The organism is Keratinibaculum paraultunense (assembly GCF_016767175.1).
GTDB classification, from domain to species: domain Bacteria; phylum Bacillota; class Clostridia; order Tissierellales; family Tepidimicrobiaceae; genus Keratinibaculum; species Keratinibaculum paraultunense.
Genome location: NZ_CP068564.1, coordinates 980,275 through 1,006,428, shown reverse-complemented (window position 1 = coordinate 1,006,428; position 26,154 = coordinate 980,275). Strand labels below are relative to the sequence as shown.

The following is a 26,154-nucleotide window of genomic DNA, read 5'->3' as shown; positions in this document are numbered from 1 at the left end:
TTTGCCTATTTGTTTTAAAATTAAATTGCCTAGATGTCTAGGCAATTTAATTTTAATCTTTGCTATTGTTATTTTTATTATTAGTATCATATACACTTTGTTCTTTCCATATTCTTTCTAAATCTTCAAAATAGACGGTTATATCTTCTTTCTTTTCCATACCAAGAGCAACTATGAAAGCATTTATTAGGCTCATAGGAGCTACTAAAGAATCTACAAAAGATAACATGTTACTACTTGCAATCAATGTTACATCAGCATATTGAGCTGCTGGTGAAACCAAACTATCAGTTATACCAATTATTTTACAACCTTTTTCTTTTCCATAATTTAAAGCTTCTAAAGTTCTTTTTGAATATCTAGGATAGCTTATACCAATGATTACATCATCTTTAGTTGATCTTAATAATTGTTCAAATATATCATTTGGTCCAAATGATATAACTTTTACATTATCTAATAAGAAATTTAAGTAAAATCCTAAATACCCTGCTAAAAATGAAGAACTTCTAAGACCTAATATATATATATTGTCTGCTTCTAAAGTAATTTCAACAGCTTCCTTAAAGGCATGGTAATCTATTTCTTTTAATGTCTTTTCAATATTATCTATATCTTTTTTTATTACTTGCTTAATAGTATTTTCATAATCTGAAAAATCTTTACTTAAAGAAATTCTCTGTACAGTAGTTAATTTATTTCTTATTAATTCTTGTAATTCTTTTTGAAGTTCTTTATATCCATCATATCCTAAAGTATTAGCAAATCGTACTACAGTAGATTCACTTACTCCCACTGTTTCCCCTAGTTTTGCAGCTGTCATAAAAGCAGCTTTATCATAATTATTCATTATATATTCAGCTATTAATTTTTGTCCTTTACTGAGAGTATTAAAATTGTTTTGTATTATTTTAATAATATCAGCATACTTCTCCATAAGAGCTTTCCTTTTTATTTGATATTAAATTAAATCCTTCTTCTAATGCTTTTCTGTTTAATTGCTCTGTTCCTTTAGGAACTCTATTTAACACAGCCTTTTCTAAAGATTCTTTAGTAACTATTTTAGTTAATTCATAAATACTTCCTAGTGCAACAATGTTTGCTACCATAAAACTTTTTAAATTTTTAGAAGCTGTTTCTAATATAGGAACCTTATATATTTTTATATCCTCTCTATTAGGTATATTTGATATTGTATCATCTAATATTAATATACCTCCCGGTTTCAATGATTCAATGTATTTATCACAAGCTTTTTGTGTCAAACACAATAGTATATCACACTTATTAATTTTTGGATAATTTATAGTTTCATCACTTATTATAACTTCAGCTTTACTAGCTCCACCTCTTGCTTCTGGGCCATAAGATTGAGATTGAACAACATTCTTTCCATCATATAATGCTGCTTCTGCTAATATAATTCCCGCTAAAATAAGTCCTTGTCCTCCTGAACCACTTAATCTTAACTCTTGACGCATCATTTTATCTCTCCTTTAAAATAATTCTATAATTTTTTGATACTTTTCGGTATACTCGGGCATTTGAGTTTTATATATTTCACCTACAACAATTTTATTTTCCTGTTCTTCTTTTGATAACTTTTCATAAGTAGCTTTATTTATAGAGTTATCTTTTAAATATTTCATCATATCTACTGCATCACCTTTTTTATTTTTTCTACCATAATAGGTAGGACATATACTTATAGCTTCTATAAAAGAAAATCCTTTATTTTTTATACCTTCTTCTACTTGTTTTATTATCATATTAGCACTATATACAGTAGATCTACTTACATATGTAGCTCCTGCAGCTTTAGCTAACTCACATAAATCAAAATTAGCATCTATATTTCCATAAGGTGCAGTTGTACCTTTATCTCCAGTAGGTGTAGTTGGAGAATATTGTCCACCAGTCATTCCATAAATATTATTATTAAAAACTACAGTTGTTAAATCTATATTCCTTCTTGCAGCATGTATTAAATGATTACCTCCAATAGCAGCACAATCTCCATCTCCTGTTATCACTATTACATGTAAATTAGGATTTGCAAATTTTATACCTGTAGCGAAAGCTAAAGCTCTTCCATGTGTAGTATGTACAGTATTAAAATCTAAATATCCAGATGCTCTAGATGAACACCCAATACCTGAAACTATACACACATCATCTTGTTTTAAATTTAAATTATCTATAGCTTTTACAATAGCTCTAGTAATTATACCATTACCACATCCAGGACACCAAATATGAGGTAAACTTTCAGTTCTAAAATATTTATTTATCAATTCACTTGGCACTTTTAACCCTCCTTAATAAAAGAAACAATTTCCTCTGGAGTAATTAACTCTCCATTTACTCTATTATACTTATTTACTTTTGTATCTTTGCCAGCAATTCTATCTACTTCATTAAAATATTGTCCCATATTCATCTCTATTACTGTAATTTTATTTACTTTCTTGGATATTTCTTTTAGTTGTTTCTCTGCTATAGGCCATATAGTTATAGGTCTAAACAATCCAATCTTTATTCCTTCTTTCCTTAATACATCAATTGCAGATTTTACTGACCTAGCTGTAGCTCCATAAGCAACAATTATTTCTTCTGCATCTTTTGATTGATATTCCTCATATTCTACTATATCTTCTATATTATCTTCTATCTTATTAACCAATCTATTTACGAGATTTTCAGCTATATGATGATTGCTAGTTGGAAACCCTGTTTCATCATGAACTAAACCAGTAACATGATATCTATATCCTTCTCCAAAGTTTGCCATTGCAGGAACAAAATCATTCTCTTCTACTTTATATGGTAAATATTCGTCAGGTTTAATATTAGGTTTTTTCCTATTAATAACCGTTATCTCATCTTTATCAGGTATCTTTACTTTTTCTCTCATATGTGCTATAACTTCATCCATCAATAATATAACTGGTGTTCTATATTTTTCTGCAAAATTAAAAGCTTTTATAGTAGTATCATATATTTCTCTTACTGTAGAAGGATATAAAGCAATAATTGAATGATCCCCATGAGTTCCCCATCTAGCTTGCATTATATCTCCCTGAGCTGGCGAAGTAGGCAATCCAGTACTAGGACCACCTCTTTGAACATTAACTATAACACAAGGAATTTCTGCCATAACTGCATAACCTATACCTTCCTGTTTTAATGAAAAACCTGGACCACTAGTGGCTGTCATAGATTTTTTACCAGCCAAAGAAGCTCCAATAATAGCACTAATGCTTGCAATTTCATCTTCCATTTGAATAAATTTACCACCTATCCTTGGTAACTTTTCTGCTGAAAGCTCTGCAATCTCTGTTGAAGGAGTTATAGGATAACCAGCATAAAACCTCATACCTGCAGCAATTGCTCCTTCTACACAAGCCTCATTACCTTGCATTAGCTTTACTGTATTTTCTGACATTTTTATATCCCTCCTAAATAAATAGCGTAATCTGGACACCTTAATTCACATTGACCACATTGTATACAATCGTCTAGATTTTTTATTTCTGCTTTACCTTGTTTCAAAACTAAAACATTCTTCGGACAGAAGGCAACACATATTCCACAACCTTTACACAATTCTTTTTCTAAATTAAGCTTTTTTAACATTTTTTTAGTCAATGTCCTTCCCCCTTGTTATGATATTTTCTATTTTTATAATATCAAAATTATTTCAAATGTGCAAGATTTATTTCATTTTATTTGTAAATTAATTAAATATGCAAGATTTATTTCATTTTATTTGTAAATTAATTAAGTACAAAATGAAATTTAAATTTCAAGTCATTCATTTATCAATAATGAACCCATATAAAAACAAGCCCATGCGTGGGCTTGTTTTTATATGGGATAAGTCTTAAATTCATCATCTAATAAATTATTATCTATCTTATACTTTTTTGCTTGTCTATATTTAAAAAAATCCATAGCAACTTGAGGAAATAATGCATAGGTTAATACATCTTCTTCTTGCTCTATATATTCTTTTATTTCATTTTTCAATTTATCTAATTCAGGTTCTAATAAATCTGCTGGTCTTCCTGTATATACTTCCTCGTCACCTATTATCTTCTTCTTTATCTCTTCTTTTATTGGAACTGTTGGTTTGCCATATAAACCTCTAACATAATCTTTGGCTTCTTTAGGAACCATCTTATACCTTTCACCTAATAATACATTTAACACTGCTTGAGTCCCAACCATTTGACTCATAGGAGTAACTAGAGGTGGATACCCTAAATCTTCTCTAACCTTTGGAACCTCTTCTAACACTTCATCAAGCTTATCTAAAGCTCCTTGTTCCTTTAATTGTGAAACTAAATTAGAAAGCATTCCCCCAGGTACTTGATATTTTAAAGTTCTTACATCTACATTTAATACTTTTACATCAAGCAATCCTTCTTCTAAATATTTATCTCTTAAGTCCTTAAAATAATCAGTTATTTCTAAAAGTAGATCCATATCTATTTCATTAGGATAATATGGTGAATTTTGTAAAGAAGCTATCATAGATTCAGTAGCAGGTTGACTAGTTCCCATCCCTAAAGGAGAAATAGCTGTATCTATTATATCAGCTCCTGCTTCTATGGCTTTCATATAAGTTTGATTTGCTATTCCGCTAGTAAAGTGAGAATGAATTTGAATTGGGACAGATATTTGCTCTTTTAACCCTTTAACTAACTTTTCAGCTTCATAAGGTAATAAAATTCCTGACATATCTTTAATACATATAGAATCAGCACCCATTTTTTCCATTTCAATCGCTAAATTTATGTAATATTCATTATTATGAACAGGACTTGTAGTATAAGATATAGCAGCTTGAGCATGTCCACCATATTTTTTAGTTGCTTCTAAAGATTTCTTAATATTTCTTGGATCATTTAAAGCATCAAATATTCTAATTATATCTATTCCATTTTCAATAGATTTTTTAATAAATTCCTCCACTACATCATCAGGATAGTGCCTATAGCCTAAAAGATTTTGTCCCCTCAATAGCATTTGAAGTTTAGTATTCTTGACTGTTTTTCTTAATTTCCTTAATCTTTCCCATGGATCTTCATTTAAAAATCTTAGACAAGCATCAAAAGTTGCACCACCCCAAACTTCCAAAGAATAAAAACCTACCTTATCAATCTTATCTGCTATAGGTAGCATATCTTCTGTTTTCATTCTTGTAGCTATTAAAGATTGGTGTGCATCTCTTAAAGTTGTATCTGTTATTTTTATACCTGCCATTATTATCCCTCCTGTTAATATGTTTTTTCTACGCCATATAATATTGGCGGATTGTTTCTTTGATTAATAAATTTAAATTGTAAAACATTATACATCTTTTGATCCAAAGATTTTAAAAAAATTTCCACTATTTCTTGTTCTTCTTTTCCTCCATCATGCCCAACATAGCAAGTAATTAGTAATAACCCATTGTTATTTAAAAGTGGTAGAGCCTTTTTTAAACTTTTTATAGTTGTTGTAGGTTGGGTTTTAATATTTTTATCTCCTCCTGGTAAATATCCTAAATTATAAACTATAAAATCTAAGTTTTCATGAATATATTTATTTATATTTTCATGTCCATCATTAATTAAAATAACATTTTGTTCTAAACCTAATTCTTTTAATTTATTTTTTGTATTATTTATTGCCTCCCCTTGAATATCAAATCCATATACTTTGCCGTTTTTACCAACTAATTTAGCTAATCTTAAAGTATCTTTGCCATTCCCTACGGTACAATCTAATGCTATATATCCTTCTTTCACGTAATAATACATTATTTTTTTTACTGTTTCTACTGGATTAATAAAATGTTTAAATTTCATTTTTATCACCACATAAACAACATACTCAAAAAAATTATATATATTCTTCTAATTAAATAATACAATTATAATTATTTTGTCTTTTTTTAACTCTACATCAATTATAATAGATATTATATTAAAAATAAAGGTTAAATAAAAGTATTGTAGTGCTGTATATCGCTACAATACTAAAGCGTTTTGAGATACTTAACTTCTTTAGAAGTTAAGTATCTCCATTTTCCAACTTCTAATTTCCCCAGTTCTAATTCTCCAATAGCTACTCTTTTTAACTTAATGACTGGGTGACCAATATGCTGACACATTTTCCTTATTTGTCTATTTCTCCCTTCATGTATTGAAATTTCTAATAATGAAGTATTCTTATATTCTTTTAGTATTTTTATATACGCTTCTGCTGTTATCCTTCCATCTATTTTAAGTCCTCTTCTAAATTTATGAAGTTTTTTATTATTTGGTATACCTTCTACTAAAGCAATATATTTTTTAGGAACTTGATAACTTGGATGGGTTAATTTATAAGTTAAATCTCCATCATTAGTCATAAGCAACAATCCAGTTGTTTCTGAATCTAATCTACCTACTGGATAGATTCTTTCATCAATTCCAACTATTAAATCTAATACAATCTTTTTACTATATTTATCCTTTACAGTTGTGACATATCCTTCAGGTTTGTTTAACATAATATATACTTTATTTTCCTCCATATTAATTATTTTATTGTCAACTTCTATCACATCTTTATTTGGATCAATAACAGTACCTAGTTTCTTTTCAATAATTCCATTTACCTTTACCCTACCTTCAAGTATAATTTCTTCAGACTTTCTTCTTGAAGCCACACCACATTTAGCCATATATTTCTGTAACCTCATCTACCTCATCCTTTCTAAGTTCAACTATAGTATATAATACCTTTTTTTATCTATCTTGTAAATTATCATTAAATTCTATTATATATATTTAATAATCCTAATTTTTCAACTCTATCTCTTATTTGCTGATCATTAGTAGTATATAAACCTTTATCAATCATTCTATTAAAATAAGTACTTCCTGCAAAGGTATATCTATCTTTTAAACCTTCTTCTGTTTTCATTTTTTTATTTACAAAATAAATTAAATCTCCAATAGCCAAATCTGTAGGAAGTTTTAATAACTCTCTATTAAATACATATCTGACACTATTGTATCCTGCCAAACTGCCTGTAACAATTGCTTCTGTGTGCCCAACAAATAGACCTGATTTTTCACCTGCACAAAACAAATTTTTTATTCCCTTAACTTTCATAGTATTATCCCTTGGAGCAATAGATAGATATCTTACTGAATTACCTATACCACCTGAATATGGATCTTCATAACGAGCATTTTCTAAGCCTCTAATTTTTCTAAGTTTTTCTAATGGATAAAATGGTGTCATCATCTTAGCATGCCCAGTATCCAATAATATTACATTTTCTGCATATTCATCTAATGCATATTGTTGACATACTTTTTTAGACAATTTTTCTCGCTTAATATCTTCCTGAGGAATAGGAAGTAATACAACTCCTTTTTCTTCCAACTCATTTTTTATTTCAATACTTAATGAATCTTTATTTAGTTTACAAGAACCACTAAATGCTCCATAAGAACCATCCTTCTTCATACCTACTATATCCTTAACTCCAGCTTTTTGACTTATACTAATTCTTGGACCAAAAGTAGGACACCTTAAAATACACATAGCACAACCGTTACCATACTTCAGGCAATTTCCCATAGGACCAGTAGAGCCTGTTGTTTCTATAAAACCATCACCATATATTATTTCTCCATCATCTAGTACAATACCTTTTATATAATCATCTTCTAATATTACATCTATAGCTCGTTTTTGCAACTTTAATTCAACACCTAATGATAATATTAATTTTCTAACAGCTGGTTCAATTTTTGTTACATCATATAAATATGCATGTTTATGACCAGGGAATTCTATATCTTTATGCAAAGTAAATTTATCTGTTATATCAAATAGCTCATCTCTTCCTAAAAAAATATTTTCTTCTGCTGCTGTATATCGACCATTATTTCTCATTATCCCTCCTACATTACCTAAACCTAGTAACATATCTGTTTTTTCAATTAGAACCACTGAAACTCCTAACTTAATAGCAGCTATACTCGCTGCACATCCAGCCCAACCACCGCCTATAATTACTACCTTATTCATAAAGATTCCTCCTTAATAAATATTTATTGGATTAATCATAGTCTTACACAGCTTAATTTTATCTTTATCTTTTGTTTTTCTTATGCAAGCACCACATATACCCTCGCCACAACAAATAACGCTATTATTAGAAACAAACCATTTAATTGATTTTGTAGATTTTTCTATTATAGATTTTATTTTTCGATGGACCATATCTGATCCAGCACTAAATATTACATCAACTGAATTTTCTTTAATGTATTTTCTTAACATCAATTCATCTTCATAATTAAATAAATCTATAGGTATTATTCTTATCTTTTCAGTATCCATATAGTCAATGGAATACAAAGAATTAAATTTTCCTTTATCTAAAAACAATACTATATCATTTCCTTTATTAAGTAGTTTATTTATAGGTATTAAAATTGACGATTGCCCAATTCCTCTAGCAACAATAAGTATAGAACTATTTTCTTGTTTTGATAAGTCTCCATCTCCTATTATTCCACTCCAGTATGGCCCTTTTATAATTAGCTTATCTCCCTTATTAAAATTTTTAGTTTTAGGTCCTATTTCTTGATACACAATATATATATGATCTTCATCCAAATTAAATACTGACATAGGAGTATCATAATGAGAATTAGTATTATTTTTTCTAATAAATATATAGGAACCTATGATATCTAAATCTCTTATAAAACTCTTATCCAATTTTATTTTCAATAGATATAAATTTCTATCTAAAGATATTTTTTCTATTATTTTCCCTTTATAATCTTTTCTCTGGTTTATATCTTCTTCATTCTTCATATATTTTTCATAAAGAATACAAACTCCGTTCCATATACAATCACAAAAATCTTCTCCTCTTAAATGAGAACAAGAAATACAATCCATAGTATATGCTAAATTACACGGACAATATTTACTACCAGAATCCATACACTTATAAAAATTCATATAAATCACCTCTCAAAATCCTTTCATATATATAACATATTTAAAATAACCCTCATTTGTGACAAATAAAAAAGCCCTGAGGGCTAATAAATATATGATATAAATTTCAATTTTTATCTTTTGTGTTTATAGTTTTAATTAAACTCTCAAAAAAACCTAGTTTTGCTACAGCTTCTTTAGATATAATATCTTCCTCATGGATTAATACTCCATCTAAATATACCCTAGCTTTACCTATAACTTGATTTTTTTCTATTGGTGCAAGTATTTCATTTGGTAAATCAATATAGATTTTAACTTTATCTAGTTCCTCTTCTTTTAATGGATAAGTAAATAAATTTTTTATCACAACTGATACAAAATCTTTCCTGCCATTTATCACAGCAATTTCTCTCAAACACTGACCTCTATCAAATATTACATAGTTTCTAAAATTCTCAAATCCATAATCTAGTAAATTATAACAATCATTAAACCAATTTCTATCATTAAGCACTATTGCAATAATAGTACGCCCATTCCGAGTTGCACTAGATACTAAACATCTTCCTGCCCTTATAGTATATCCAATTTTTACCCCATCACCTCCTTCATATTCCCAAAGAGTATTATTTTTATTATAGAATAAATTATTTTTCTCCCTATGAGCCTTCCACATTTTCGACTTCACAATTTCTGTAAATTTCTCAATATTCATTGCTTCTTTAGTTATTAATGCAAGATCATAAGCTGTTGTATAATGATTATCATCATGAAGACCATGAGGATTCACAAAATTTGTATTATTAGCACCAATAATTTTAGCCTTTTGGTTCATCATAAATACAAATTGTTCAATATTACCCCCAATATAATCAGCTATAGCAATAGCAGCATCATTTCCAGATCTTAACATTAAACCATATAATAAATCTTCTAAACTTATAATTTCACCTTCATAAAGATATATGCTAGAGCCTTCAACACCCACATAATGTTTTTTTATTTCAATCTTATCATTTATATTTCCTCTTTCTAATGCAATTAATGCTGTCATTATTTTGGTAGTGCTAGCCATGGGTAATCTTATATAAGGATTATATTCAATTAGTATTCTACCCGACTCTTTATCCATTAATATAGCACTTTGTGCACTAATATTCGGTTTTTGCCCAAATGAATAACTACTTATAAACAAGATGATAGTAAGCAATAATATAAAAATATTTTTTTTCAAATAGAATCTTCCTTTCATTTTAATAATTAAATTAATAGAAGCAGAAATATTCTGCTTCTCCAATAAACTAATTTTAATATTTGATTATATTTAGCTAATATCTATGGAATCATCATAATCATTCTTAGCTTTATTTTTAGTCATAGATTCCTGCACATTATCTACTACCTTACCTAGAAAATCAAATAAACTACTTAAAGCTGTATTTCCTTCATCCACTGTTAGTAACTTAATTTGATCATTTCCTACAACAATAAAACCTACTGGTTGAACTGAAACTCCTGCACCACTACCCCCTCCAAAAGGTAATTTCTCATCAGAAATGTTTGTTTCCTTATTATTTAATATTTTTTTAAACTCTGTTCCTCCAGATGCAAAACCAAAGCAAATTTTTGAAACTGGTATAATAATTAAACCGTCTTCTGATTGAACTGGGTCACCAATAATAGTATTTACATCAACCATTTCTTTTAAGCTATTCATTGTTGTATGCATAAGCCCTTCTATTGGATGTTCTGACATTTTTGCCACCACCTTTACGCATTCTTAATATTTTAATCCATATAATTATAATATAAACCATTCTTATTCTTATTATACAATTAAATAAAACATTGAGTTCTTCTTTATTAAATATAGCTTCAACATCAAAATCTAAATATTCTATTTCTTTATTTGTTAATATAAAACTAATTAAAACGCTTTTTATACTCCAAATACTTCCATATACTATAGCTGTTAAAAATGCATCATTAAATCCTATTTTAGTTTTCCACGTTAATTGCTTTAATATAATTTTATCCAATATATAATTTAAAAAATCTTTATTCAAATAAAATTGATTAAAACCACTTTTTTTATTTATCTTCCGTTTTTTATCGCTAAATGGTTTTATTTTAAAATTAAAAATCTTAAATAAAGATATAGACATCTCAAACTTTACTTCATCAGTTTTATATATAAATTGAATATTAAATTTTATATACGATAATAACAAAATAAAAGTTAATAAAAGTATTAAAATTAATAAATATTTCATGTAAACACCCCAATGTAAATGAATTACTATAACTATATCTTTCCAAATAAAAAAAGAATAATACCTTTTAAAAGGTATTATTCTTTTTTTATTCTTATATCCTTAAGCGAAGGTAAATCTTTTAAGCTTTCTAAACCAAAATATTTTAAAAATTCACTTGTAGTGCCATATATTATTGGACGACCAGTTCTTTCTAGTCGCCCTTTTTCTTCTATTAAACCTTTTTCTTGCAATGTATCTATGACCTTATCACATCTAACTCCTCTTATGTCTTCTATTTCATTTTTAGTTATAGGCTGTTTATAAGCAATAATAGATAAAGTTTCTAAAGCTGCTGCTGATAAGCTTTTAGTTTTCTTTTCATGAGTTAACTTTTTAATCCATTGATAATGTTCAGGTCTAGTAGCTAATTGATACTTGTCCTCTATACATATTATTTTTAAACCCCTTCTATAGAAATCAAATTCAGCAATCATATTATCTAATATTTCTTTTACATTTTCTTCATCTAATTCAATAATTCTAGATATATCACTTAAAGATAAAGGATCACCCCAAACAAATAATAATGCTTCTATTATTGCCTTTATCTCCCGTTCATCCACTATCAAACACCTCTTTTTTTAATCACAATATTTGAAAAATTTTTTTCTTGATATACAACAACTTCTTTCATTTTAATTAATTCAAGTAAAGACAAGAACGTAACTATTATTTCTTGCTTATCAACATTCTCGTCAAATAAATGCTGAAACTTTATTTGTTTTTTATTACTTAATTTCTTTTTTATATTTTCCATACATTTATCTAGTGTATATTCTTCTCTTTGTATCTTATCTACATCAATAATATTATTACTGTCTTTAGTTTTAGCAAGTATACAATTGAAGGCTTTTACCAGTTCATCTAAATCCATTGGCTTTAAACTTTCATCTTCTTCTATAAATAAAGATAAATCTTCTTTAGGTTTGTAAAAAACTTTTCTTTGGATTTCTTCATATTCTTTTAGTTCTTTAGAAATATACTTAAATTTTTTATATTCTATCAATTTTTTAGTTAATTCTAATCTAGGATCATTTTCTTCCATTTCCAATTGCTTTTCTTCATTTTTATCAAGTTGAGGAAGAAGCATCTTTGATTTTATTTCAAGTAATGTAGCAGCCATCAACAAAAAATCACTTGTAATTTCCAAATCCAACTCTTCCATCTTAGTAATATATTCTAAATATTGTTCTGTTATCTCATTTATAGGAATATCATATATATCAATCTTTGCTTCATCTATAAGATGTAACAATAAATCCATAGGTCCTTCAAAAGACTCTAGTATAATTTTATATTCCATACAAAAAACCCCTATATTAACCAACTATTCTAATTAACAAATTCAAACTAAAATTTATAAATGGTCCAAGTATTTTATCAATAGTATTTGTAACTATTAATAAAATTAATATTAAATATAAATATCTTTCATATTTGTAAAATATATATTCATATTTATTAGGTAATAAACTAGCCAATATTTTAGAACCATCTAAAGGTGGAAAAGGTAATAAATTAAAAACTCCTAACATTAGATTATACCATAACATTATTATTAGTATACTTAATAAAATATTATTAGTTACTAATCCTAAAGATATAATAAAACTTATTATTATAGCTAATATAAAATTGGAAAAAGGACCTGCCAAAGATACTAATATAGTATCTCTTTTTCGCTTTTTAAAATTATTAGGATTTATTGGTACAGGCTTTGCCCATCCAAATTTAAATAATAACAAAAATACAAATCCAATTATATCAAAATGCTTAAAAGGATTAAGAGTTAATCTACCAGAGTTTTTAGCAGTATCATCTCCAAGTAAGTATGCTATAAAACCATGTGCGTATTCATGAATAATTATAGCTACCAATAATCCAGGTATATTTAATAATATATCAATTTTCATATCTTGTCCTCTTTCTAATCATTAATTATTATAACCTCGACCTACCTAGTCGAGGTTTATTTTAGTCCTATTCTATTTTATAATGTTTCTATAAAAAATACAAATATATACTTTACTATTTATTAATAAGTAAATTTTTTAACATTTTTTTAAACATATTTTTTAAATCAGCTCTATCTATATTATGTTTTGAAATCAATCTAATTTTATCAACCTCTTTTCCGTCTAAACTTATAACTAAGTAGCCAACTTCTTCTCCTTTACTTATAGGACTCTCCACAAATTCAGGTAATATTATTTCCTTTGATATATTTGTTCCTTTGCCTTTAGGAACAAGTATATATCCATCTCTTTCTAAAACCGCTTCAACATATTCTTCCATACCCTTATGAACTAAAACTTTACTTATGGTCTCTCCTTTTTTACCAATAAGTAAAGAGTCATAGTTAGCAAAACCGTAATCTAATAATTTTATACTTTCTTCAAACCTCGATTTTGAAGTTTCACTTCCCATAACTACTGCTATCAATTGTAAATTACCACGCTTTGCAGAGGCAGATAAACAAAAACCAGCCTCATTTGTAGAACCAGTTTTTATTCCTGTAGTTCCTTCATAATCTATTACTAATCTATTTGTATTAACTAAACTTTGTACTTTGTCTTTCTTTTTTCCTACTTTTATTTCATCCATATAAATAGTTAACCATTCATGAATTTTTTCATATTTTAATAATTCTCTAGACATTTTAGCGACATCATATGCGGATACATATTGATTTTCATCAGGCAGTCCAGTTGCATTAATAAAATTGCTATTCTCCATTCCTAACTCTTTTGCTTTTTCATTCATTATTTTTACAAATGCCATCTCACTTCCTGCTATATGCTCTGCTAATGCTACCGATGCATCGTTAGCAGACCTTAAACATATAGCTTTAAATAAATTTTCTACTGTCTGAATTTCTCCTTCTTCTAACCATAATTGACTTCCTCCCATTTTTGAAGCGTGAGCACTTATTCTAACCTCATCTTCTAATCTAATTTTTCCATTTTCTAAAGCTTCCATGCCTAATAGAAGAGTCATGATTTTGCTAATACTTGCAGGAGGTAGTCTATCATGAGGATTCTTCTCATAAATTATTTCACCAGTATGATAATCCATTAAAATTGCTGATCTAGCTTTTATTTCTAAACTATCTTCAGCATAAGTAGTAAATGTAAATAGCATCATAATTATACAGAGAACAATTGATATAAATCTTTTACTCACAGCATTACCTCCCATAGATTTATTTACTTTTATGTTCTCCATTTAAAAACTACTTATGCAAACTATCAACCACATGGTATAATATACCAAAATCACCTTATAAAAGAATAGTACAGTAATAAATAAAATTAAGATACAATTTCTTAATAAATCTCTATATTATCTTTACTTATTAAACCATATATTAATTTTTTATTCTCTTTATTTTTTTCTCCAATAATATATATTTCTTTAATCTTCGCTTCTACTTCTTTTGCTTTATTAATATCATTAGCATGTATATAAGCTAATACATCACCTACATTAACCTTATCATCTACTTTTTTATTTAAAACAATACCCACACTAAAATCAATTTTAGATTCCATAGTCTCTCTTCCAGCTCCTAAAATTAAAGCACATTTACCAATTTCTTCTGCATTTAAAGCCTTTACATAGCCATCTTTTTCACTCTTAACTTCAATAACAAAATCTGATTTCGGTAAAAGTTCTGGATTTTTTACATAATCAATATCTCCATATTGATATTTTACAAGTTCTACAAATTTATTATAAGCAGTTTTAGAACGAATAGTTTCTTCCAATAAAATTTTTGCTTCTTCTTCTGTCTTAGCCCTTTTAGATAATAACAACAATCTAATTCCTAATTGTATGCATAATTCATATAAATCTTTTGGTCCATTACCTCTTAATACATCTATAGCTTCCTTTACTTCTAATGCATTACCAATTGCATTACCTAATGGTTCATCCATATTAGTAATTAAAGCTATAGTTTCTCTACCATATCCTATCCCAATATCTACCATTTCTTTTCCTAAATTTATTGCATCATCTAAATTTTTCATAAAAGCTCCACTGCCTACTTTTACATCTAATATTATAGCATCTGAACCTATAGCAAGTTTTTTACTCATTATACTACTAGCTATTAAAGATATATCCTCTACAGTAGCTGTAACATCTCTTAATGCATAAAACTTCTTGTCAGCAGGTGCTATATTAGCTGTTTGACTACATATAGATATATTTATATTATTCACATTTCTTATAAATTCTTCAATACTCAATTCCACTTTAAAATCCTTTATTGATTCTAATTTATCTAGAGTTCCTCCAGTATGTCCAAGTCCTCTTCCAGACATTTTTGCAAAAGGCACTCCACAAGCAGCTACCATAGGACCTAAAATGAGTGTTGTAGTATCTCCTACTCCCCCAGTAGAATGCTTATCAACTTTTATTCCTTTAATACTAGAAAGGTCAACTTTATCACCAGAATTCACCATAGCTCTAGTTAAATCCAATGTTTCTCTTTTATTCATATGATTAAAATATATTGCCATAAACAGTGCTGAAATTTGATAATCAGGTATTTTGCCCTTAGTATAATTTTCTACAAAATAATTTATCTCTTCTGTTGATAATTCACCACCATCTCTTTTTTTCTTTATGATATTATACATTCTCATATTACCACCTCATTTAGATATCATTCAATATCTCTATTAACAATCTTTCAAATTTATCCTTAACCAACATGGAAGTTTCTATAACTTCTTCATGATTTAATGGCTTATCTAGTATACCTGATGCCATATTTGTTATACATGATATGCCTAAAACTTTTATACCCTGATGATTAGCTACTATTACTTCTGGCACTGTAGACATGCCTACTGCAGATGCTCCCAATATACTTGCTACCCTTACCTCTGCAGGAGTTTCGTATGTAGGTCCAGTAAACCACATATATATTCCTTCCTGTAATGGAATACTTAATTTATCTCCTACCCTTTTAGCCAAATCTATTAATTCCTTATCATAGGCTCTGGTCATATCTACAAATCTAGGACCTAGTTCATCTAAGTTTTTCCCTATTAATGGATTTTGACCTGTAAAATTAATATGATCTTTAATTATCATCAAATCCCCTGGTACAAAGTTTTTATCAACACCTCCTGCTGCATTAGTTACAATTAAAATATCAATACCTAAACCTATTATGACTCTAACAGGAAAAACTACATCTTTTAATGGATAGCCTTCATAGTAATGAAATCTACCTTGCATAGCTACTACAGTTTTGCCACCTAATTCCCCTATTATCAACTGCCCCTTGTGTCCCTCCACTGTAGAAACGGGGAAATTAGGTATTTCTTCATATGGTATTATTGTAGAGTCTTTAATTTTATCTCCTAAACTTCCTAAACCGGAGCCTAATATAAGACCAATTTTAGGTTCTTTATTACAAATGTTTTGCACATACTCTATGCTTTCTTTAATTTTTTTTATATAGCACATATTAATTCCTCCTATGCTCTAGGATGAGCTTTTTTATATACATCCTTCAATTTTTTATCATCTGTTGCAAATAAATACATCTGGGTAGTAGAAATATCTGAATGACCTAACATTTCTTGCACTACTTTAATATCAGCACCATTTTGCAGCAAATGAACTGCAAAAGAATGTCTCAGTGTATGAGGAGTAATCTTTTTATCTATACTACATTTTTTTGTATACTCTTTTACTATTTTCCAAAATCCTTGTCTAGTCAATCTATTACCACTATAATTTAAAAATAATGCCATTTCTGTTTTATCTTTTATAACTTTTTCTCTATAATCTTCAATATATATATTTATATAATTTAAAGCTATTTTACCAACAGGAATAACTCTCCCATCAAAATCAACATCTCCTAGATATAAATAGCCTAAATCTAAATCTAGGTTGTCCAAATTAAGGGCTACTATTTCTGAAACACGTATACCCGTTGCATATAATAATTCTAACATAGCTCTATCTCTAGCACCTTTAAAATTAATTGGTTCTGGCTGAGATAGTAATATATCTACTTCTTCTTTGGTCAATACACAAGGTAATTTTCTTTCCCTTTTAGGTAATTGGAGATTTAATGTAGGATCTTCAGTTATTAGATTTTTATTTAATAAATATTGATAATAGCATCTAATAGATGACAAATTTCTAGAAATAGTAGAAGTTGCTCTACCATTCTTTTGTAAATACATGAGGTAAGCAATTATAATAGTTTTATTAACATCCTTAACATTATTTAAATTATTGGAATTTAAATAATCCATAAATTGTTCTAAATCTCTAATATATGCTTCCAGAGTATTAGAACTTAATCCTTTATCATTTTTCATATATTCTATGTAATTTTTAATAGTTATATTAGGCATAATATTTCTCCTTTATAATTAAACCTTTAATTAAAGTAATCCCATATAAGTCTTAAAAAGTTTGATGAAATATAAGCTTCTACAAAACAACCGCCAATAACTATAATGCTAAAACATAATACTAAAATCGAATAATTTGTAACACTTAAATTAACATTATTGTTTGTACATCTAAATTTTCTATTTTTTATGCTTTTCATTGAAAAAACTATACCTATAGATGAAATGGCTAATAATACTGGAATAATAATTAAATTTTGAGGCAATATACCTAATATGGAAAAAATGAATCCTTTAAACCCATATTCGTTTACTAAAAAACCTACCGTAAATCCTAAAGCAAATCCTCTAAATAATACTACCATAGATATTATAGGTATCCCTATAACAATAAACCCAGTTATATATATTAAAATTATAGTTTTTACATTATCAATCAATGATTGCTTTAAAATAGACACATTATCAAAACTACTATTGCCTATCATCTTAAAAAAAGTATTAAGAAATGTCATTATACTATTTTTCTGTTCCAAATTTAGTACTTTTATGGTTATAGCCCCTGAGATTATTCCAATTCCAAATATAACTATAACAATAAAACAGATAATAAAATTCTCTTGAAACTGTTTATGTAGCCATCTTTTAATCTTATAGATCAATGATAAATCCTCCCTTCCTTTGATACAAGCCTCTATAAAATAATATGCATAAAAGAAAGGTATTATCACTGACCTTTTATTTTCCTATTAAATACTGTTGAGCATATAATATTCCAATTATCGTTTTGCTATCCACTATTTCTCCTCTTAATATCATATTTATTGAATCTTCTATTTTTACTTTTAATACCTCTATATACTCATCATCATCAGGATCAGCTTCTCTTTTTACTAATTCTTTAGCTACAAATAAGTACATTTTTTCATTAGAAAAACCTGGAGAAGTATAAAATTCAAATAAATATTCTAATTTATTTGCAACAAACCCCGTTTCTTCACATAATTCTCTAAAAGCAGTTTCCTTTGGTTCTTCATTTATTTCAATCTTTCCAGCAGGTATCTCTAATAAATTTTGCTCTACAGGTTTTCTAAATTGCTTCACCAATATAATGTGACTATCATCAGTTATCGGAATTATACCTACTGAACCTGGATGCTCTACAATCTCTCTTTTTGAATATTTTTTATCAGGTAGTTCAACTGTATCTATTCTTAAATTGACAATTTTCCCCTCATATATTTTTTCAGATTTCATAGTTTTTTCTTCATAATTCATGTAAAAACCTCCCCTATCCAAGCATCTTATAAACATAATTACCTACTGCTCCTAGAGTTAAAAAATACTCTTTATCCTCATTATAACCCCGTCCCATAGTTTTAATATATAATCCATATTTATTCATAGCATCAGAAATTTTATCTCCTTCTTCATATATAATTTTATATTTCTTATATAAATTTAAATTATTAATTTGACCATTAATTATATTTAATTTACACCTATCTAACTTAGGAATAATAACTTTCCCTGATGTCTTGGAAATTTCTGATAAAATAGTTCTAGTATGGTGAGAAATCCCTTTATGTCTATCTCTCTTATCCTGAAAACTTATTCGAGGTACTATTATAGGCTGTCCTCCCAAAGTATTAATAGCGTCTATTATATATCCTTGTTCAATACCACTAAATCCATATTTAGTATCTGTACCTACTATCCCTGGTCCCATAGTTATTATAGTTACATCTCCTTTTAATATTTCTTTTGCTGCAATCAAACCAGTATAGATATTAGTACACTCCAAATCTCCTCCAAATGCATGACCAATTGTAATTGTATTCTCTATAAGTTTTTTTTCTTTTAAAATTCTAACTGTATTGCTGAAAAATATTGGTAAAGAACCACCATCAGTCATTATATAATTAATTTTTATATTTTCGTTTAAATATTTGAGCATAGCTACTATAGGTGCTAACATACTATGTAAAGAGCCCACAATAAAAATATGATTATCCAAAGATTTAAAAGTATTAAAAACCTTATGATATGGACTATTTTCTTCTTCAGCAGCTAAGCATTTTATTTGTATTGGGGTATATCTTAATTTCATTATATGTCCACTGCCATGAAAATCTTTAGTTTCATTGCTATAGTTAAAAATAACAAAATGAGTTCCTCCAGTTCCTAATGATAATTCTACAGCAGTTGTATTCACAATTATTATATCACCTATTTTAGCTTTACCTGTCAAACCATTATAATTAACTGCCTTTGCAATTTTACCATCTAAATCTATAATTAGCCACGAAACTTGTTCATCTTCATCTTCAATTTCTACTACTTTACCTTTTCTATAACTTAACAGAATAATCCCTCCTATCTACCTAAATTATCTAAAAAACTTAGAAACTTATTTTTTTCTATAACCTTTGTAAAAGATATTTTTTCAGCCAATATATGTATTAATATTAAAATAAATAAATATATAGATCTTGCTAATAAAGTTTGCGTAAATATGCAATATATTCCTAGGGTAATGCCAATAAAATTAGAACCTACATCTCCCATCATTGCTTTAGCTTTTAAATCAATAGGGAAATATATAAACAATATACCATAAATTGAATATAAAATAAAATTATATTCATCTGTAATATTCGTAAATAACATAATTACCGATATCAACAAAAATACCTTTATAGATCTACCTGGTCTTAAATCTAATAAATTTGTTAAATTAGTAAATAAAGCAATAATTAAAGTATTAATCACAATATCTAATAAAGTGCTAGAAAAAATTATTGAAATAAACAGAGCAATAAAGAAACCTATTCCTGCTTTTAAAAGACCTGTAGTCAATTTTCCTTTAAAAAACGCATTAATATGTCCTCTAAAACCCTTTATATCAGTTTCACCCACTAAATCATCTATAAGACCTACAAATCCCATTAAAGTACACGCTAACAAATAACCCATAGCTACTTTAATATCAGCCCAACCAAGTATGCTAGTTAAGCTAATACTAATTACTTGGACAAATATGAACAATATTCCCATTCCTAAAGGAATTTCTTCGTTATTGTAGTTTAAGCTAACTATTTTGTTTCTAAATAACATATCCTTTATCATAGGTACTGCAATATAGGATAATATTAAACTTACTATAAAGCTTAATATATTTACATTTTTCATACACTCACCTTCTAAAACATCTTCTAAAACCTATAATAATCAAAGTTACTAATATATCAATAAACTGTTTACCTCTATGGATAAATCCTTTTAAAGATCTATCTGTATATCTATGAGTCATATTTACCGGAATTTCTTTAAAAGTAAAATTACCATCCAATGCTTGTATTGTCATAGCTACTTCAATTCCATATCTATTAGGAATATAATCCATAACCTTCATTACATCTTTCTTATAAACCCGTTGACCTGATAAAGAAGTATTTATTTCTTTTTTCGTATAAAAATAGACTCCTTTTTTAGCTAATCCTTTTACTAATCCAAATCCTCCTTTTTTATGAGTTATAGTTGCTCTTTCAGGAAATTTTGCTATAGTAAAATCCACTTCTCCAGAGATAACTGGATATATTAATTTTTCTAGTTCTCTACTAGAACTTCCCAAATCTCCATCTACAAAAGCTATATAATCATAATCCATTTCTTTTATAGCTTTTTTCATAGCATAGCCCTTGCCCATGTTTTTATTCAACGTTATAAATGAAACGTTTAATCTTTCTAGTACTTCTTGAGTGTTATCTGTAGATCCATCATTAACGACTAATATTTCATCTATTAGCTCTATTTCTTTCAATCCATTAATAGTATCTTCTATCCTATCTTCTTCATTGTATACTGGTACCACCACCAATAGTTTTCCATTCTTCATATTAATTCATTCCTTTCGTTAATGAATGTATTGATATTATCTTTTCTCTATAATTTCTAATGCAGTTGATTTTATATCAGGAAATAATTGTTCTGCAGTTTGTTTAACCCCATAATGTCCAGGTCTACCTTCCATTGCTAAAATAAGTGAAGTTTTCCCTATTGGAGTATCCACATTATCTATTGTGCTTATTCTAAAGTTTTTATAAGTACCTATATAAGAATAGTTTACAATTGTCTTTTCAATTCCAATAATAGGCTTATTTAAAGTTTTAGCTACATCTATAATAGTTTTATCTATTAAATTTATTCTATCTATTTCCTCTTTTACACTACCTCCTGCTATGATTATATAATCAACAGGTTCATCTATGTTTCCCACTATATCTACAATTTGTTCTTCTATAATTTTATTCATAGATTCTGTAGGTTCACCAGTAATAATTGATGTAGTTACATCTTTTACTGCATTAAAAATCCAGTTAGTATTTTTATTATCACTCATTTCTAAGTCGTTTAGTTCATTGTATATATTTCTTAATACAACTTCATTCATAATCTTATCTGTAATAGTGGTTACACTTTTTACAGTAGCACCAGCAACTTCCAATGTCTGACCTATTCCTGAATACATATAATCATCTTTGGTTTCAATAACAGCTACTTTTTTACCTAACAATTTATCTTTTATTATTTCTTCATAAGTATTTTCTATGAATTCTTTAAAATCATTATTTTCAAGCTCTAATTCCTTTAATTTTGATTTTAATTCCTGATTTTCATCCTTTAAAAAATCAAATCTTTCTTCTAATTTAGCTATTATATCCTCTCTTTGATCTATCACAAAGCTTTGAGCATCTAATGCAAAACCTATATATATGCCTATACCCAATGCTGCAAATATTGCTACAATAGATATTACATAAAATTTCATATTTGGTATCAAATTTACTCCTCCTTTACAATCCTAATATCATTCTTAACCTAATTTTAAACAATAGCATAAGTTCCTTCATTAGAGGATGTCTAACAGTTATCATCATTATTGGTATTAAAGCTGCAATAGCAATTCCTACAACATACTTTAATTTAAAACTACTATGATATAATTTATTTACTCCCTTAGCGTCTACTAATTTCGAACCCACTTTTAATCTAACCAAAAAAGTACTGGACATTCCTGGTCTACCTTTTTCCAAAAAATCGATCATATTTGAATGAGTTCCAACGGCAACTATTAAATCTGCCCCATTAGCATAAGCTAATAAAAATGCAATATCTTCACTGGTACCAGGTGCTGGAAATATAGTAGCCCTTAGCCCTAAATCCTCTACTCTTTTAAGCCCAGGAGCTCTTCCGTCAGGATAAGCGTGTACTATAATTTCTTTAGCTTTTTTTAAACATTCATCAGATATACTATCCATATCACCTACAACTATATCTGGAGTATATCCAAATTCCAACAATGCATCCCCTCCACCATCTACACCAATTAATATTGGTTTTACTTCATCTATATAGGATTTTATAGCTTCTAAATCCATTTTATAATCCTTACCTCTCACTACAACTAATACGTGCTTTCCTTCAATCTTAGTTTTAGTTTTTGGGATTGGAATTTTTCCCGTTACAAGTCCTTTTTCTTTCTTAGCATATTCAAGAGTATTCTCTATAAATCTTTCTAACTCTGTTTCTATATTATCATATCCAATACTTAACAATTCTTCAATTTTATTTTTATCTAATAAAATACAATTTCCAATCTCTTTTCCCTTATATAGAATTTTATCATCCACAATCTCAATGATATCACCTTCTTGAACTATATTAAAAATATCCTTATTGTCTGTTTCAAATATAGGTATATTAGCATCTAGCAATATAGATGGACCTTGATTAGGATATCTGCCACTAATTGTTTCTTCAGTATTAATTATACACTTGACTTTCTTTTCAACTAAAGATAAAGCAGCCACTTCATCTAAGTCTTTATGAGCAATTAAAGCTATGTCTCCTGGCTTAAGCCTTTTTATCAAATTTTTAGTTTTTTTATCTTTTTTTATTCTTCCTTTAATATTCATATATATCCTCCACTCTCACTACCGTTACATATTCCTCAGTTAAAATATATAGTTACTTTCTATTAAACCTATTATAGCATATTAATTAAATATATAAACAAGCAATATTTTGCCCCACAAAGATGTAATCTTATGTGGGGCAATTATTTAAATACTCCCTTCTGTCATTTCCATCTCTAATCTAATTTTATCTGCCACCATTGCTATAAATTCCGAATTGGTAGGTCTTCCCTTGATGGTATCTATTGTATAACCAAATATATTATCTATAGCATCTATTTTTCCACGAGTCCAAGCTACCTCTATAGCATGTCTAATAGCTCTTTCTACTCTACTTGGTGTTGTATTATACTTTTTAGCTATATTTGGATACAATTCTTTAGTAACTGCTCCTAATAACTCCATATCCTTTACTACCATAGCAATAGCTTCCCTTAAGTATAAATATCCCTTAATATGAGCTGGTACTCCTATTTCATGAATTATATTAGTAATCCTTGCTTCTAAATTTCTAGATGTATTGCTATTTTCTATTGTGGCAGTAGGCATTTGAATATACTCATTCTTTGATATAAACTGAGAACTTTCTTCTAATTCAACTATTTGTTTTAACCTTTTAATAAACACTTCAAAATCAAAAGGTTTCACTACATAATAATCAGCACCAAGTTGAATAGCTTTTTGGCTAATCTGATCCTGTCCTACTGCAGAAAGTACAACTATTTTTGGAATCCTATCTAAATCTAAGTTATGTATAGCTTCCAATACCCCTAATCCATCTAAATGTGGCATTATAATATCTAATATTAATATGTCAGGCTTAGTTTCAGATGCCATATTTAAAGCTTCAATCCCATCTTTTGCAATGCCAACAACTTCAAAACTTTCATCTGCAGACAAAAATTTACTTAAAATTCTACAAAAATCTCGATTATCATCTGCAATTAATATTTTTATCTTTTCCAACTAAAATACCCCCCTGTTTCTCGAAAAATATAATTTTATTTGTATATTTAACTATTCGACAAAGAATTATAGTTTCCTTCTATTTTTTAAAAAATCTTTATCTCTTAAAAAAAATAGGCTTAAAGCCTATTTAAAAGTCTATTTTTTAAACTCTACATATTTTTCATTTAATTGATATTCAGGTTTAATTTGATCTAGCATCCATTCAATATAAACTCCATATCCTTTTGTAGGATCATTTACAAATACATGAGTTATAGCTCCGATAATCTTTCCATCTTGTATAATAGGGCTTCCACTCATGCCTTGAACTATTCCTCCAGTTTTTTGCAGAAGTCTCTTGTCTGTTACTTTTATGGTCATACTTTTTTGATTTGGACATTGTTGATTTTGTACTTTCAATATATTTACTTCAAACTTTTCAACTTTATCTTCATCAATAGTAGTCAGTATATATGCTTTTCCTTCCTTTACTTCTTCTTTAAATCCGATAGGCATGGGTTTTACATTATTATTCTTTATAAAATCATCACTTATTATCCCATATATGCCAAAAGGAGAATTTTTGTTTATTTCTCCTAATAAATTCTCTGTTTCATAAAAAACTCCTTTTATTTCTCCTGGGTTTCCTTTTTTACCTTGTTCAATATTTGATATTTTTGCATTCATTATCTTACCGTACTCTATATCTAATAAGTTACCTGTATCAATATCTGCAATTCCATGTCCTAATGCACCAAATATTTTACTATTTTCATCATAAAAAGTAAGAGTTCCAACACCAGCAGTTTTATCGCGTACCCAAATCCCTAGTCTAAAACAATTATCTTGTATACTTTTAACAGGTTTAATCTCTGTTTCATATTTAATTTTATTTCGTTCTACTAATATTTTTACCTTATCTTCTGTTATTTGATTTAATAATTCTACTAAATGTTCAGCATCTTTTATTTTTATATTATTTAACTCTAATATACTATCACCGTTTTTAATTCCTGCATCTTTAGCTGGACTATATCTTTCTCCATCTATTCCAATAACATCTGTTACAGCAACCACTAGCACTCCTTTTGTATTTAACCTTACACCTATGGCATTTCCTCCAGGTACTAAAACATCTCTATCCACTACATTTATATCAAATCTTTTTACTGGTATTAAACCTAAAAGTTTTAATTGAAGTTTTGCTTCCCCTGAATCTACTGCATTTATTTTATAAATTTTTTTAAAGTTATTAGTAGAACTCTCTTTATAAGTTGATTGTACTATAGTATCATCATTGTATGGTGCACTTAAAGAAAATGGAAATAATACTTCTATATTGCTATCTTCACCTTTTGCGATTTTAATCTCTGTAGGATGATAAAATACAGCTGAAATTTGAATTACATAAGAAAAAGCTAATACTATAACAAATAAAGAAAATAATCTTCTATTATCACCATATTTATACAAGTACAATCACTCCTCTAATCTCCCTTATATCAATTCACCTCCATA

At 27.9% G+C, this 26,154-nt stretch carries 29 protein-coding genes; all 29 read right to left on the bottom strand.

Going from position 1 to position 26,154, the window contains the following annotated elements; all coding sequences use genetic code 11:
• Nucleotides 1-52: 52 nt before the first annotated feature.
• Nucleotides 53-937, bottom strand: a complete 885-nt coding sequence (locus JL105_RS04960; protein WP_132026204.1) for a MurR/RpiR family transcriptional regulator — start codon at nt 935-937, stop codon at nt 53-55.
• Nucleotides 921-1,484 carry a 2-oxoacid:acceptor oxidoreductase family protein gene (locus JL105_RS04955; protein WP_132026202.1) on the bottom strand — a complete coding sequence of 188 codons (564 nt, stop codon included), beginning with the start codon at nt 1,482-1,484 and terminating at the stop codon, nt 921-923. The genes JL105_RS04960 and JL105_RS04955 overlap by 17 nt, the downstream gene beginning before the upstream one ends.
• Nucleotides 1,485-1,496: 12 nt before the next feature.
• Nucleotides 1,497-2,306: a 2-oxoacid:ferredoxin oxidoreductase subunit beta gene (locus JL105_RS04950; RefSeq protein ID WP_132026200.1), complete on the bottom strand. Its 810-nt coding sequence runs from the start codon at nt 2,304-2,306 to the stop codon at nt 1,497-1,499.
• 2 nt (nt 2,307-2,308) lie between these two features.
• Nucleotides 2,309-3,445 (bottom strand): 2-oxoacid:acceptor oxidoreductase subunit alpha, encoded by a 1,137-nt coding sequence (locus tag JL105_RS04945; protein WP_132026198.1) that lies wholly within the window; start codon nt 3,443-3,445, stop codon nt 2,309-2,311.
• A gap of 2 nt (nt 3,446-3,447) precedes the next feature.
• Nucleotides 3,448-3,648: a 4Fe-4S dicluster domain-containing protein gene (locus JL105_RS04940; RefSeq protein ID WP_237722312.1), complete on the bottom strand. Its 201-nt coding sequence runs from the start codon at nt 3,646-3,648 to the stop codon at nt 3,448-3,450.
• A 219-nt stretch (nt 3,649-3,867) separates the two neighbouring features.
• Nucleotides 3,868-5,268 carry an oxaloacetate decarboxylase subunit alpha gene (locus tag JL105_RS04935; RefSeq protein ID WP_202690625.1) on the bottom strand — a complete coding sequence of 467 codons (1,401 nt, stop codon included), beginning with the start codon at nt 5,266-5,268 and terminating at the stop codon, nt 3,868-3,870.
• Nucleotides 5,269-5,282: 14 nt separating this feature from the next.
• Complete coding sequence (gene mnmM, locus JL105_RS04930) at nt 5,283-5,855, bottom strand: tRNA 5-(aminomethyl)-2-thiouridylate-methyltransferase MnmM (RefSeq protein WP_132026194.1); 573 nt, start codon at nt 5,853-5,855, stop codon at nt 5,283-5,285.
• Between the two features lie 170 nt (nt 5,856-6,025).
• Nucleotides 6,026-6,733, bottom strand: a complete 708-nt coding sequence (locus tag JL105_RS04925; protein WP_132026192.1) for a pseudouridine synthase — start codon at nt 6,731-6,733, stop codon at nt 6,026-6,028.
• Nucleotides 6,734-6,801: 68 nt separating this feature from the next.
• Nucleotides 6,802-8,076, bottom strand: coding sequence for an FAD-dependent oxidoreductase (locus tag JL105_RS11420; RefSeq protein WP_132026190.1), 1,275 nt, complete (start codon nt 8,074-8,076; stop codon nt 6,802-6,804).
• Between the two features lie 12 nt (nt 8,077-8,088).
• On the bottom strand, nt 8,089-9,024 hold the full coding sequence (locus JL105_RS04910) for a hypothetical protein (RefSeq protein WP_132026188.1): 936 nt from the start codon (nt 9,022-9,024) through the stop codon (nt 8,089-8,091).
• A gap of 106 nt (nt 9,025-9,130) precedes the next feature.
• A complete protein-coding gene (locus tag JL105_RS04905; protein WP_132026186.1) occupies nt 9,131-10,240 on the bottom strand; it encodes a D-alanyl-D-alanine carboxypeptidase family protein in 1,110 nt (369 codons plus the stop codon).
• A gap of 90 nt (nt 10,241-10,330) precedes the next feature.
• A complete protein-coding gene (ytfJ, locus tag JL105_RS04900) occupies nt 10,331-10,762 on the bottom strand; it encodes a GerW family sporulation protein (protein ID WP_132026184.1) in 432 nt (143 codons plus the stop codon).
• The gene (locus tag JL105_RS04895; protein WP_132026182.1) at nt 10,716-11,279 is read right to left on the bottom strand and encodes a DUF2953 domain-containing protein; all 564 of its coding nucleotides are present in this window, start codon (nt 11,277-11,279) and stop codon (nt 10,716-10,718) included. Before JL105_RS04895 ends, ytfJ begins: the two co-directional genes overlap by 47 nt.
• A 77-nt stretch (nt 11,280-11,356) precedes the next feature.
• Nucleotides 11,357-11,884: an SMC-Scp complex subunit ScpB gene (gene scpB, locus JL105_RS04890; RefSeq protein WP_132026180.1), complete on the bottom strand. Its 528-nt coding sequence runs from the start codon at nt 11,882-11,884 to the stop codon at nt 11,357-11,359.
• A 2-nt stretch (nt 11,885-11,886) separates the two neighbouring features.
• Complete coding sequence (locus tag JL105_RS04885) at nt 11,887-12,624, bottom strand: segregation and condensation protein A (RefSeq protein WP_132026178.1); 738 nt, start codon at nt 12,622-12,624, stop codon at nt 11,887-11,889.
• 16 nt (nt 12,625-12,640) lie between these two features.
• Nucleotides 12,641-13,234 carry a site-2 protease family protein gene (locus JL105_RS04880; protein ID WP_132026176.1) on the bottom strand — a complete coding sequence of 198 codons (594 nt, stop codon included), beginning with the start codon at nt 13,232-13,234 and terminating at the stop codon, nt 12,641-12,643.
• Between the two features lie 115 nt (nt 13,235-13,349).
• Complete coding sequence (locus JL105_RS04875) at nt 13,350-14,504, bottom strand: D-alanyl-D-alanine carboxypeptidase family protein (RefSeq protein ID WP_132026174.1); 1,155 nt, start codon at nt 14,502-14,504, stop codon at nt 13,350-13,352.
• Between the two features lie 143 nt (nt 14,505-14,647).
• On the bottom strand, nt 14,648-15,973 hold the full coding sequence (locus JL105_RS04870) for a pyrimidine-nucleoside phosphorylase (protein WP_132026172.1): 1,326 nt from the start codon (nt 15,971-15,973) through the stop codon (nt 14,648-14,650).
• A gap of 13 nt (nt 15,974-15,986) precedes the next feature.
• Nucleotides 15,987-16,805, bottom strand: coding sequence for a purine-nucleoside phosphorylase (locus JL105_RS04865; protein ID WP_132026169.1), 819 nt, complete (start codon nt 16,803-16,805; stop codon nt 15,987-15,989).
• Between the two features lie 11 nt (nt 16,806-16,816).
• Entirely contained in the window at nt 16,817-17,710 is an 894-nt protein-coding gene (gene xerD, locus JL105_RS04860; protein ID WP_132026167.1) for a site-specific tyrosine recombinase XerD, read from the bottom strand.
• A gap of 26 nt (nt 17,711-17,736) precedes the next feature.
• Nucleotides 17,737-18,372, bottom strand: coding sequence for a stage II sporulation protein M (gene spoIIM, locus JL105_RS04855; protein WP_158279977.1), 636 nt, complete (start codon nt 18,370-18,372; stop codon nt 17,737-17,739).
• A gap of 76 nt (nt 18,373-18,448) precedes the next feature.
• The gene (locus JL105_RS04850) at nt 18,449-18,988 is read right to left on the bottom strand and encodes an NUDIX hydrolase (protein WP_132026163.1); all 540 of its coding nucleotides are present in this window, start codon (nt 18,986-18,988) and stop codon (nt 18,449-18,451) included.
• A gap of 13 nt (nt 18,989-19,001) precedes the next feature.
• A complete protein-coding gene (locus JL105_RS04845; RefSeq protein ID WP_237722311.1) occupies nt 19,002-19,925 on the bottom strand; it encodes a DUF3866 family protein in 924 nt (307 codons plus the stop codon).
• Between the two features lie 161 nt (nt 19,926-20,086).
• On the bottom strand, nt 20,087-20,902 hold the full coding sequence (locus JL105_RS04840; RefSeq protein ID WP_132026159.1) for an MraY family glycosyltransferase: 816 nt from the start codon (nt 20,900-20,902) through the stop codon (nt 20,087-20,089).
• A 4-nt stretch (nt 20,903-20,906) separates the two neighbouring features.
• Nucleotides 20,907-21,608 carry a glycosyltransferase family 2 protein gene (locus tag JL105_RS04835; protein ID WP_132026157.1) on the bottom strand — a complete coding sequence of 234 codons (702 nt, stop codon included), beginning with the start codon at nt 21,606-21,608 and terminating at the stop codon, nt 20,907-20,909.
• A gap of 36 nt (nt 21,609-21,644) precedes the next feature.
• Nucleotides 21,645-22,553, bottom strand: coding sequence for a copper transporter (locus tag JL105_RS04830; RefSeq protein ID WP_132026155.1), 909 nt, complete (start codon nt 22,551-22,553; stop codon nt 21,645-21,647).
• Nucleotides 22,554-22,566: 13 nt separating this feature from the next.
• Entirely contained in the window at nt 22,567-23,688 is a 1,122-nt protein-coding gene (steA, locus tag JL105_RS04825; protein WP_132026154.1) for a putative cytokinetic ring protein SteA, read from the bottom strand.
• Nucleotides 23,689-23,835: 147 nt separating this feature from the next.
• Nucleotides 23,836-24,654, bottom strand: coding sequence for a sporulation transcription factor Spo0A (gene spo0A, locus JL105_RS04820; RefSeq protein ID WP_132026152.1), 819 nt, complete (start codon nt 24,652-24,654; stop codon nt 23,836-23,838).
• A 138-nt stretch (nt 24,655-24,792) separates the two neighbouring features.
• Nucleotides 24,793-26,109, bottom strand: coding sequence for a SpoIVB peptidase (gene spoIVB, locus JL105_RS04815; protein ID WP_132026150.1), 1,317 nt, complete (start codon nt 26,107-26,109; stop codon nt 24,793-24,795).
• Nucleotides 26,110-26,154: the final 45 nt, after the last annotated feature.